This window comes from Candidatus Kryptoniota bacterium, assembly GCA_036567965.1.
Lineage (GTDB): Bacteria > Bacteroidota > Ignavibacteria > Kryptoniales > JAKASW01 > JAKASW01.
The window spans coordinates 57,833-69,874 of sequence record DATCTN010000012.1 but is presented as its reverse complement, the minus strand read 5'-3'; the positions used below and the strand labels follow the sequence as shown (position 1 = coordinate 69,874).

General features: G+C 50.7%; 10 protein-coding genes. 1 reads left to right on the top strand and 9 read right to left on the bottom strand.

Annotated features, from left to right (window positions below):
- Positions 1-15: 15 nt before the first annotated feature.
- Complete coding sequence (locus VIS48_04585; GenBank protein ID HEY9165415.1) at positions 16-999, top strand: hypothetical protein; 984 nt, start codon at positions 16-18, stop codon at positions 997-999.
- Positions 1,000-1,128: 129 nt separating this feature from the next.
- On the opposite strand, the gene VIS48_04580 is transcribed toward VIS48_04585, so the two are convergent.
- The 9 genes from VIS48_04580 to VIS48_04540 all read right to left on the bottom strand — a co-directional run bounded on the left by VIS48_04580 (position 1,129) and on the right by VIS48_04540 (position 12,029).
- On the bottom strand, positions 1,129-1,677 hold the full coding sequence (locus VIS48_04580) for a hypothetical protein (GenBank protein ID HEY9165414.1): 549 nt from the start codon (positions 1,675-1,677) through the stop codon (positions 1,129-1,131).
- 259 nt (positions 1,678-1,936) lie between these two features.
- Positions 1,937-3,481, bottom strand: coding sequence for a YifB family Mg chelatase-like AAA ATPase (locus VIS48_04575; protein HEY9165413.1), 1,545 nt, complete (start codon positions 3,479-3,481; stop codon positions 1,937-1,939).
- 109 nt (positions 3,482-3,590) lie between these two features.
- Positions 3,591-3,998: a transposase gene (locus tag VIS48_04570; GenBank protein ID HEY9165412.1), complete on the bottom strand. Its 408-nt coding sequence runs from the start codon at positions 3,996-3,998 to the stop codon at positions 3,591-3,593.
- Positions 3,999-4,526: 528 nt separating this feature from the next.
- Positions 4,527-6,221, bottom strand: coding sequence for a glutamine--tRNA ligase/YqeY domain fusion protein (locus VIS48_04565; GenBank protein HEY9165411.1), 1,695 nt, complete (start codon positions 6,219-6,221; stop codon positions 4,527-4,529).
- Between the two features lie 5 nt (positions 6,222-6,226).
- Complete coding sequence (gene gltX / locus VIS48_04560; GenBank protein ID HEY9165410.1) at positions 6,227-7,681, bottom strand: glutamate--tRNA ligase; 1,455 nt, start codon at positions 7,679-7,681, stop codon at positions 6,227-6,229.
- Entirely contained in the window at positions 7,678-7,905 is a 228-nt protein-coding gene (locus tag VIS48_04555; GenBank protein HEY9165409.1) for a helix-turn-helix domain-containing protein, read from the bottom strand. The genes gltX and VIS48_04555 overlap by 4 nt, the downstream gene beginning before the upstream one ends.
- Positions 7,906-7,907: 2 nt before the next feature.
- Positions 7,908-9,449: a response regulator gene (locus VIS48_04550; protein ID HEY9165408.1), complete on the bottom strand. Its 1,542-nt coding sequence runs from the start codon at positions 9,447-9,449 to the stop codon at positions 7,908-7,910.
- A gap of 118 nt (positions 9,450-9,567) precedes the next feature.
- Positions 9,568-10,698, bottom strand: coding sequence for a homoserine O-acetyltransferase (gene metX / locus VIS48_04545; protein HEY9165407.1), 1,131 nt, complete (start codon positions 10,696-10,698; stop codon positions 9,568-9,570).
- Complete coding sequence (locus VIS48_04540) at positions 10,695-12,029, bottom strand: O-acetylhomoserine aminocarboxypropyltransferase/cysteine synthase (protein HEY9165406.1); 1,335 nt, start codon at positions 12,027-12,029, stop codon at positions 10,695-10,697. Before VIS48_04540 ends, metX begins: the two co-directional genes overlap by 4 nt.
- Between the last annotated feature and the right edge of the window lie 13 nt (positions 12,030-12,042).

The following is a 12,042-nucleotide window of genomic DNA, read 5'->3' as shown; positions in this document are numbered from 1 at the left end:
GAGGAGGTTTGATTTATGCCAAAGTCGTTCAAGCCAACTGTCGTATTTGTGTTTATCCTTGCGGTAGTGTTTGCCGCGTTCTTCTTCGTGAGCAAGCATGTTACTGCTCTCGCGCGTGTAAATCCGTTTTCAGAAGATCCGTTCGACGCGGTCGGTGGATTCGGAGTTCAACTTACACTCTTTACGGCTATCGTTTCAATGCTGAGAGTTTTCATCCCGCGTTCAACGAGTGACATATCCGCAAGTCAAAAACTCCTCGTCATCCGAGGATGCACCGTTTCCGTGCAGTCTGTCGCTGTAACACTCGCAGCTTATGTAGTCGCAATGATCAGGTATCCTTCGGAATGGATATTTTCACCTCAAGGACGAATTCTCGCCTTTCTGGTGGCTGGTATGACTATACTCGCTGCGATCACGGCGTGGCGTATCGATTTGCTCGCTTACAATGCCGGCTTGTCCGCCGACCTTCCGGCAAGAAGGATGGCGCTCATCAACTGCCTCGTAGGAATACTCATACTCGGGATATATCCTGCCGAATGGCGACAGACCATTTTTGGTTCTATCGTGACTGCAGTTCTGGGAGTCGTGGTGCTTCTCCTCCTCACCTGGGCACTGGCCGCTGCGCTCTCTCCGCGGATCGATATACACATCGAGGATTTCCTGGACGATCTTGGTAGTCTGGGCAAATGGTTGGAGAGTAAAGGGAAGGTCCTTGCGGGGATCGTAAAGGGTCTCGGGAAGATTTTGTCAGTTGCTCCGGCCGAGTCGCGAGCGCTGGGCATCAATCCGCGCAAGCACCCGTGGAATTTTGCAATAGTGGTTTCACTTGTCGCGGGAATACTTCTTGCGCTATTCAAGGCGTCGACCGAAGGTCTGTTCCATGATACAAGCAGACTTATCCTTGTCTCGGTAACCATGATAGGGATTGAATTCGTCGGCGTTCTCCTTGGCCACTTCTTGTTCACCCGGTACCTCGGAATATTCCGGGTGGAGGAATAGTCACTGGAAGAAGTTGCGCTGAGTTGAAGCCGTCACGCTGAGCAGCGTGATGTAAGGTTGTGGGTCCGCAGAATTATTAGGGCGCATCCAACACTTTAAGTTAAGCTGGAACAGCGAATAAGACCTTTCTCAGAATCTCCAGCCGAGTCCGACATAGACCGTGTTCACGATTTTCATGAGCTTTCGGTATTCGAGTGTAGAGGTTTCCCCCGGTGCCCATGCAAGAAAACCGCAGTTGACGCAATTCCTCGTGTCCACCATCCACATCTTCTCTCCGGATACGCTGACGTAAAATGCTGAGCGACCAAGCGGAAGAAGTGCACCGATCCGATAGGAGTAATAATAATCCGGCTTGAAGGGGTCAACGTCTGATTGATATACCATGTAGCGGGGGAGCCCGATGTTTAGCTGTCCAAAAAAATATTTTACCGGATACAGAGTCGCTCCCACGCCGGCACTCGACGGCCCGATACCTACTCTCAGATCAGCGCTCGTGAAATAATAAGGGAAAAAACTCTGCTGGAATTCAAAGCCGTCGAGTCCCACGCGTATTTCGGAGGCGAACCGAGGAAACGAAACGGCAGTTGTTGCACGCGCAGCGGAGTCTACAGATGTCGCGTTCGAATCAGGCGGACACGCCGCGACAGTCAGTAGCATAATCAACGAGGCAAATGTCATCTCGTGCACCTCCCGCTAAATGAATCTGCTCATCTCGCCGGCGGAAAGATCTTGGACGAGCATACCAGCATCTAAATAATATTTCAGCCTAACATGAAAATCAATTCTGCACATCTGGCGGAGTAGTCTCCGGTGAATCAATTCCTAACGCCGTATCGTGTTATTAACCGCACAGCAGAAAGCGGCTGACACTCGAGCTGCTGGTGATAAGTCATTCATAGATCCATTGCCAAGTTACCAACTCTGATATTGATCTCGCCTACACCTCCAGGTACAGCTGCCTGTCGAGAGTTCTGTACTGAATCGCCTCCGCAATGTGCTCCGGCATGATATCTTTACTCTCTCCAAGATCCGCGATCGTCCTCGCAACTTTCAGGATTCTGTCATAAGCACGCGCGCTGAGTCCGAGTTTCGTTATCGCCTGCTTCAGTAATTCTTCGCCCTGTTTGTCCGGCTGGCAGAATTCTCTAATCTCTTTGCTTTGCATGTCTGCGTTCTTGAACAGACCTTTTCGCCCTTCGAACCTTTTCCGCTGAATGCACCGCGCCTTCTTCACTCGCTCTCTCACAGCGGCGGATAGCTCACCCGATCTCTTGCTCGAGAGCTCCGCGTATTTCACAGCAGGAACTTCGATATGGATGTCGATTCTATCGAGAAGCGGCCCGCTTATCTTGGACATGTAGCGTTGTATCATGGTCATGGTACAATTGCAGGTCGCCGACGGGTTCCCGTAATTTCCGCATGGACATGGGTTCATTGCGGCCAAAAGCATGAACTGGGACGGGTAATCGAGTGACAACTTCGTCCTGCTTATTGTAACGTGACCGTCTTCAAGCGGTTGACGAAGGACCTCAAGAACGCTCCTGTCAAATTCCGGAAGTTCATCAAGGAACAAGACTCCATGATGTGCAAGCGAGATCTCGCCCGGCTTCGGTATCGTTCCTCCTCCGACGAGCGCGCTATCCGAAATCGTATGGTGCGGCGATCGAAAAGGACGCGTCGCAACCAACCCCGCATCGACCGGAAGGAGCCCCGCTACCGAATGTATCTTAGTGGTTTCCAGGGCTTCGTCGAAGGTCATGTCCGGAAGAATAGTGGGGAGTCTTTTCGCGAGCATTGTCTTGCCGCTTCCGGGCGGACCTATCATGATGACATTGTGACCGCCAGCCGCAGCGACCTCCAGAGCGCGCTTAACATTTTCCTGTCCCTTCACGTCGGCAAAATCGAGAGGATATATCTGCTCCTGGTTGAATAATTCTTCCTTATCAACGTGAAACGGCTCGAGAAATTTGTACTCGCCGTTTATCAATTGTATCGTCTCGGCAAGTGTCTCGACTGGATACACGTTAATCCCATCCACCATAGCCGCTTCTTTTGCATTTCCTTTTGGAAGTATTATCGCCTTCTTCCCCCGGTCGCGTGCCTCGACGGCGATCGGAAGTACACCATGGATGTGCCTGACAGTTCCGTCGAGTGCGAGCTCGCCAAGTATAACGAAGTCGTCAAGCTCGCCGCTTTCCACTTGTCCCATGGCCGCGACAACACCCACGGCAATCGGAAGATCGAATGCGCTCCCCTCTTTCTTTATGTCGGCGGGCGCGAGGTTGATGATCACTCTCCTGCTCGGGAACTTGAACATCGAATTCTTGACCGCTGCTGAAACCCGCTCTCGGCTTTCCTGCACAGCGCTATCGGGCAAGCCGACAACTATAACTTTTGGAAGACCCGATTCGATGTGGACTTCGACGTCGACCATGAATGCGTTTACGCCGTAAGTCGCCGCACTTACCAAATGCGAAAACATAGCCCCTCCCTGACTTTTCTGACTCGAATCTATTTTTTGTTGAGACCACCAAAAAATGACAATACGTTCTTCGACAGTTGTACTGTCGAAGAATATTCGCGGTGGAGATCTACTCCAGGCGGTCGATGGTCATAATCGATTCATCGTCGAGATAGTAGTTGCGAGCGCTCGAATAAAGCCAGTGTTCCGGTCTGTCAACGAATCCCTTGCGAACGGGATTTAAGTGTAAGTAGTCCAACTTTTGCTGAAAGAATTCATGACTGAGGAGACCCACCGGGTGGCATCCCGTCTGCCACACCTTGAAATCATTTCCTCTCCCGGCCCTGTTCGCTGCTACTTTGAAGTATCGGATGAGTTTCTGATCGTTCCGTTCAAGTAGCAGACGCGAAATCTCAGCAGAGGTAAACCTTTTATGATCGCGCACGATTCCCGACAAAATCGCTTTCTCCGATGAAAGGACTGCGTGCACATGATTCGGCATAATAACATAACCGTGGATCCGTAGCCCTTTCATCATCCGGCAGAACTTCAGGGAGTCGATAATCACGTTAAAGAAGTCCGGGGAAGTGAATATGCATTGCCATCCAACAATCGTATCAGTGCAGAAATAGTATCCAGTCTGTTCTGAAAATGAACAAGGTGTCATTTCATTTAGCGCTGCCTGACAAGAGTTAAACTCTTGTTGGATCAAGTTCGACAGTATAACTGTCGAACAGCTTACCATGGACTTCGACGTCGACCATGAATGCGTTTACGCCGTAAGTCGCCGCACTTACCAAATGCGAAAACATAGCCCCTCCCTGACTTTTCCTATTCGACGCCTTATCTTACTCAAATCCCGGGATAAAGGAAAGCCTTTGGAGAAGTTTGCAGGATGATTGGACGTGAATAATTCAACCACCGGGACATGGCGACACGGAGGTAAAGACGGACAAGAGTGCCTGATTTGGAGGGCAGGAACCACGGGCCGGCGGTGAAAGGTACGCTCTCTGCAAAACCTCCTTGTCCCCTTTGTCTCCGTGATTCAATTTCGATCCCCTCTTTCTCATGACTTTTGAATCTTCGCCCAAGTATCGCGGAGAGTCACTGTCCTATTGAATATGAGTCTTCCCGGTTTCGAGTCGTCGTCGACGCAGTAGTAGCCAAGCCTCTCAAATTGAAATCTGTCCTGAGGCTTTGCAGTTGAGAGCCCCGGCTCAAGCTTGCAGTTACTCACGATTTCTAATGAGTTCGGGTTTATGAATGATTTCCAATTCTCACCCGCTGGATCTTCAACGCTAAACAGCCTGTCGTACACCCTCGCTTCCCCGTCAACCGCATGTTGGGCAGAGACCCAGTGGATTGTCCCTTTCACTTTTCTCTGGCTTGCCGGTGAACCGCTCTTCGTTTCGGGATCATAAGTGCAATGAACTTCCGTTATGACCCCCGTCGTCGGATCCTTCACGAAATTCGTACATTTAATTATATACGCGTAACGAAGTCTGACCTCCGCTCCGGGTGACAACCTGAAATATTTCTTCGGAGGATTTTCCCGAAAATCATCCTGTTCGATGTATAAGATTTTCGAGAACGGAATCTTGCGTGTCCCCATCGATTGATCTTCAGGATTATTTACCGCTTCCAGCTCCTCCACATGCTTATCCGGATAATTATCGATTACAAGTTTTAGAGGATGAAGGACTGCCATTACTCTCTTAGCTCGTTTATTTAAATCTGCTCTCAGGCAATCCTCAAGAACCGACACGTCGATGATGCTGTCGGCTTTCGAAACTCCGATACGATCGGCAAACATTCGGATCGCCTCGGGAGTATATCCTCGCCTTCTCAAACCTGAAAGCGTCGGCATCCGCGGATCGTTCCAGCCGCTCACATTCCCATCCTGCACAAGCTGCAGCAATTTCCTTTTGCTCATCACTGTGTAAGTGAGATTCAGTCGGGCAAACTCAATTTGTCTCGGGTGATGTATCCCGAGCTGTTCCACAAACCAATTGTAAAGGGGTCGGTGGTCCTCAAATTCAAGCGTGCAGATAGAATGCGTGATCCCTTCAATCGAATCCGATTGTCCGTGGGCCCAATCGTACATCGGGTAAATGCACCACTTGTCTCCGGTCCGGTGATGTGTTGCATGAAGTATCCTGTACATAACAGGATCCCGCATATTTATGTTAGGCGACGACATGTCAATTTTAGCCCGGAGCGTTTTCGAGCCGTCCGGAAATTCTCCTTTTCGCATACGCTCGAAGAGATTCAGGTTCTCTTCAATGCTCCTGTTGCGATATGGACTCTCCTTTCCAGGTTGAGTAAGTGTACCCCTATGTTCACGAATCTGGTCGGCGTCAAGTTCATCGACGTACGCAACGCCCTTCTTGATCAGAGCGACCGCGTAGTCATACAATTTGTCAAAATAGTCCGACGCATAGTATTTTCTGTCGTCCCAGCTGAAACCCAACCACCTTACGTCTTCTTCGATCGAGTCGACATATTCAACTTCCTCTTTTGTCGGGTTGGTGTCGTCGTAGCGCAGATTGCACCGGCCGTCATAATCCTTCGCAGTGCCGAAGTTGAGACAAATCGATTTCGCATGACCTATATGAAGATATCCGTTCGGTTCCGGTGGAAAACGGGTGTGGACCTTCTTGTACTTTCCGCTCTTCAGATCTTCATCGATTATGTCGCGGATGAAATTCCTTCTCTCCGGCGATTCAGTTTTCTGCGATTCCTGATTCTTCTCGTTTTCCATTTTGCTCACTTGATCTTCTCGATTGCCGAATCAATTCTTCTGATGGTCTCGTCCCTTCCCAGTATATACACGATATCAAAGAGGCCCGGTCCTTCGCCCATCCCCGATACCGCTAAGCGAAGCGGATGGATCAGCTCGCCGTTCGGGATCTTCAGCGATTCAGCCACTTTGTGGAGGGCAGATTCGTAGTCTTCCTTTCGTGCGGCGGAAATTCGGGAGAACTCTTTGGAGAGCGCATTCAGATACTTTCCTGATTCGGGTTTCCATCTTTTCCTGACAACTCCCTCGTCATACTCAAGCGGCGGCCTGAAGAAATACGGGCTCTTCTCATAAAAGTCCTTCACAAAAGAAACTCGGTCCCGCATTGCGCTAATGACCCGCAGCAAGTACTCATCTGCGAAATTTCTTGAGTCAATTCCGGATTTCACAAGGAATTCTTTAAGCATTGAAAGCACATCCGCATCCGGTTTCAGGCGAAGGTGTTGGAAATTCAGCCAATTCAGTTTCTCAATATTGAACACCGCTCCGGACTTGTTCACCTTCTCGAGTGTGAATTCCTTCTGTAGTTCTTCAAGTGTGAAGACTTCGCGCTCATCTCCGGGGTTCCAGCCAAGGAGGGCGATAAAATTGACGAGTGCTTCCTTTAAATAGCCTTTTTGCTCATAGTCTTCGACCGCAACATCTCCCTGTCGCTTGCTCAATTTCGACCGGTCCGGATTTAGAAGGAGCGGAAGGTGAGCAAAGATCGGAAGCGTCCAGCCGAAAGCCTGGTACAATAAAACATGTTTGGGTGTGCTCGAAAGCCATTCTTCCCCCCGGATGACGTGTGAAATCTCCATCAGGTGATCGTCCACGACATTGGCAAGATGGTACGTAGGGTAGCCATCCGATTTCAACAAGACCTGATCGTCGATCTGTTCGCTTTTGAATTCCACGTCTCCTCGAATAACATCGGAGAAACGGACCGTGACGTTGTCCGGTACTCTCATCCGGACGACATAGGGTTTTCCCGAAGAGATGTTCTCACGGATTTCGGAATCAGGGAGCCGGAGACATGTCCGGTCATATTTTGGAGTTAGCTTCTTCTTCTGCAGTTCTTTTCGCATCGCCTCCAGCCGTTCCGTGGTGCAGAAGCACCTGTAAGCGGCGCCCTTCTCCAAAAGCTCGTCGACATGTTTACTGTAAATTTTCGTCCGCTCGCTCTGAACGTAAGGCCCGAAGTCTCCTCCGGCGCCCGGGCCTTCATCATAATCCAACCCGGCCCACTTCATTGTCTTGATGAGGTTATCCACGGCGCCTTCGACATACCTGTTCCGGTCGGTATCCTCGATCCTGAGGACGAATCTTCCGCCGTTCTTTGCCGCGAAGAGGAAATTATAAAGCGCGGTCCTGAGTCCGCCGACGTGAAGAAAGCCTGTCGGGCTCGGCGCGAACCTTACCCTGACGATCCCTGAAGTCATCCGCCTGATCCCGCGGACGCTTCCTTTTTGGGCTCGTACTTGATCCTGAGCTGCTGCATCCGGTAGCGGAGCCTCGAGCGTGTCAGCCCGAGAATCTTCGCAGCCTGTATTTGGTTTCCGCCCTTGATGACCGAGACGTCTTCGTAGCCCCTCCTGGTAAGGACTGCGTTGAGTGAGTTGTTCAGAAGTTCATCATCGTCAACGATGAGGACTTTGCTGGCCACTCTTATTTCTCTCTCTGGAATCGAACAGTGACAGTGGTGCCTGCCCCCGGCCGGCTTTCGCACACCAGGCTCGCGTCATTCAACTCGAACAGACGATTGGAGATAGAGAGTCCCATTCCGGTGGCGCCCTCTTTCGTCGTATAGAACGGCTCGACCGCAAGCTTCGCGACATCTTCGTCCATTCCCACTCCTGTGTCGACAATCTTGAGGAGGATTTCATCCTCCACGTCCGATTCCTCGAGTTTCATTTGCAGCTTTCCGCCGTTCGGCATCGACTCGATTGAATTCTGAACGATGTTGAGCAACGCATGGAGAATTTGCGACTTGTCCGCAAGGACGATGTCCTGCATGTCGCTCTTTTCAATCTCGAGAGTGATCTTGGATTTCTGCAGCGAGGTCCGGGACAGTCCCGCAATTTCCGAAATGAGCGGTCCGAGCCTGAGTCTCGACCTCGCGGGAGTTTGCGGCTGTGCGAAATTCATCGTCTCTCTGATCACTTTTTCAATCGCCGAGACACCCGCAAGTGCAGCCTTCGTGAAATTCTTTTCGGGAGATTCCTCACCCAGGTTTTTTTCCAGATATTGCAGGTTCACCGACACGACATTCAACGGATTCCTTATTTCGTGAACCAGACCATTAGAGAGCCTGCCGAGCGCCCGGAGCTTGTCGAGAGATATGAATCTCTCCAGCCATTCCTTTCGGCGGGTTACATTTCTGAGTATGATGAGGTACAGGTTCTCCTCGGTGGGTACGTGCGACCCACTGATGTCAAGAAAGATCCTGCTCTTCCCGCTCTCATACGTGCTTTCAAATTGAACAGGCTCACCGCGGGAGAGCTTCTCGAGAAGAAGCTCGCCGAAAGGCTTCAACTCGTTCAACTTCTTCTGACCTATTGATTTTTCGTTCAACCCGAGGATCTTCTTCGCATGGGCATTAACTTCGACTATGGTAGCGGCGATTTGGCTGACCAGGAGTATGCCATCGTTCGCCGACATGAACAACTGATGATACTTCTGTCGCTCACGATCGAGCTGAACGTTTTTCTCCACGAGCTTCCGGTTTGTCTCCTGAAGCTCCTTCATTTTTGCTTCAAGTCTTCTGAAGAGTACGGTTGAGTAGCCCTTCAGGTATTCTTCTTCCGGAATAATCCTGCCGGAAGGAGGCGCGGCTTTCGTAACCGCCGAATTCTTAATCTGGACAAGCGCTTTCAGAAGTTCATCCGCATCCGCCGTTTTTCTTATTACTTTGGCAGCTCCTACACTCAACGCGAATTGGATGTCGGACTTGTCCGTATATTCGCCGGTGACAATAATGACCGGAATATTTTTGTACTCGTCCTCCTCTTTAAGCGTCCTGCACAGAACGAACCCATCCATCCGGGGCATGAGAGCGTCGGATATGACGGCGTCGAATTTCCCTTTGCGTACCACCTCCAATGCCTCGTAACCGTCGGACGCCGTTTCGACCGTATACCCTTCGCCTTTCAACACTTCGGAAAGGGCCAGGCAGTTATCGGGGTCGTCATCTACTAAAAGGATGTGCATTTTCAGTGAATTTTGAGAATAGTTTAACTAACACGTGTAAAAATTGCAACGAGCCCCCCTCACCCGTACCTCCGTTTTGCAGTACCACTCGCTCCAGATGCGCAACAGCAAGTGCCTGCTAGATTTTCAGATTGCTCTCCAGAAAATCGGTTATAATCCTGTTTAACTGATCGAACTCGATGAGAAAAGCGTCATGACCGTGAATTGATCTGATCTCAGCATATCTCGCACCGGGGATCATAGCGGCAAGCCCGCGCTGCTCTTCCGCCGGATAAAGCACGTCTGATGTAATTCCAATACATAACGTACGGCACTTGATGCCGCGCAGAACATCCCTGAGTTCTCCCCTGTCACGCGCGACGTCGTGCATGTCCATCGCCCTGCTTATGTAAATGTAAGTGTTCGCATCAAATCGCTCGACCAGTTTGACGCCTTGGTAGTGCAGATAGCTTTCGACCTGATAAATATTTTTGACATCGAAGAAATTCGCTCCGTTGTCCTCACTCAATCTTTCCCTTTGAAACCGAAGCGTGAACGACTCCGGACTCCTGTAGCTTATCATCGCGATCATTCTAGCGAGCGCAAGTCCACGAGACGGTTGGCCGAACGCATAGTAGTTCCCGTTTCTGTAAGCGGGATCGTTAAAAATTGCCTGCCGGGCGACTTCGTTCAAGGCAATTCCCCAGGCTGTATGGCTTGCACCTGTGGCTATCGGAGCGACACGTTCGACCATCTCGGGGAATGAAACCGCCCATTCGATTGCCTGCATGCCGCCCATCGAACCTCCGATCACGAGCTGCACCTTCTTTACGCCTAGCCAGTCGAGGAGACGTTTCTGGACGCGGACCATGTCCCTGATTGTGCCGGGAGGAAAAGCGTTCCCGTACTCCTTAAGAGTCTTCGGATCGAGAGTGCTCGAGCCGGTTGTCCCATAGCATCCGCCAATGACGTTGGAGCAGACCACAAAATACTTTGAACTATCGATAGACTTACCGGGACCGATGATGCTGTCCCACCAGCCGGGGACTTTGTCTTCGTCGGAGTTGTAGAAAGCAACGTGTGCATTTCCCGTCAACGCGTGACATATAAGGATGCAATTCGTGCCGCTCGAGTTCAACTCGCCATATGTCTCGAACGCGACGTCGACAGGTCCGAGCTCATCTCCCCTTTCAAAGTGAAAAGGTTCGGCTTCAGTATAAAGCCGAACCTTTTGTGTTTTGACGATCGTTTTGCTTAATGTTTCGATCATGCCTTCACGGTCTGTTTGACTGAATTAAGCGCTTCATCGAAATCATAAATAATATCGTCTATATGTTCAATCCCAACCGAGACACGGACCATGTCGGGTGTAACGCCCGCAGAACGCTGTTCCTCCTCCGACAACTGCTGATGAGTGGTTGAAGCAGGATGGATGGCGAGGGTTTTTGCATCACCGACATTCGCGAGGTGGCTCGTCAGTTTCAGGTTATCAATGAAAGCCTTCCCGGCTTCAAGTCCGCCCTTGATTCCGAAAACGAGAATGGAACCGTAAAGACCTTTCCTGAAATACTTCTGCGCTCTCAGGTGATCCGGATGGTCCTCGAGTCCGGGGTGAATTACCCAGTTGACCAGCGGATGCTTCTTCAAATGCTGAGCCAGTTTCAATGTGTTTTCGTTGTGCCGCTCGACTCTCAGGGATAGCGTCTCCAGTCCCTGGGTGAAGAGGAATGAATTGAACGGGCTGAGCGAAGGTCCGATGTCACGGAGCCCCTCAACTCTTGCCCTTATTATGAAGGCGATGTTGCCGAACGGACTTGAAGGTCCGAACACTTCGAAAAACTTCAAGCCATGATATCCCGGACTCGGCTCGGTGAAGACCGGGAAGTTGCCGTTCCCCCAATCAAATTTTCCGGAATCCACGATTACTCCGCCGATCGATGTGCCATGTCCGCCTATCCACTTGGTCGCGGAATGGACCACTATGTCGGCGCCGAAATCAATCGGACGGCAAATATACCCTCCTGCGCCGAATGTGTTATCTACAATCAACGGAATTCCTTTCGAGTGCGCCAGTTTCGCGAGCGCCTCGAAGTCGGGAATATTAAGCTTCGGATTGCCGATCGTCTCAATGTAGATAGCCTTCGTCTTCTTGTCGATCAACTTCTCGAATGCCGAGACTTCGTCACCTTCCGCAAATTTCACATTTATTCCGAGTCTGGGGAATGTCACCTTGAACTGGTTGTACGTTCCGCCGTATAGGTCGGATGTGGAGACTATGTTTTCGCCTGCCTGTGCGATTGTGGCGATCGTGAGAAATTGAGCCGCCTGTCCGCTGCTCGTCGCAAGCGCAGCGGCACCTCCTTCAAGAGCTGCGATCCGTTGCTCGAACACATCCGTAGTCGGATTCATTATCCTTGTATAAATGTTGCCGAACTGCTGGAGGCCGAATAAGGCGGCTGCATGTTCCGCGTTGTTGAAAACGAATGAAGTAGTTTGATAGATCGGGACCGCACGCGAATTAGTCGCCGGGTCAGGCTTCTGGCCCGCGTGAAGTTGGAGAGTCTCAAAGCGATACTTCCTCTCTTTACCGTTACTGCTCATATCTTTCTCCTCT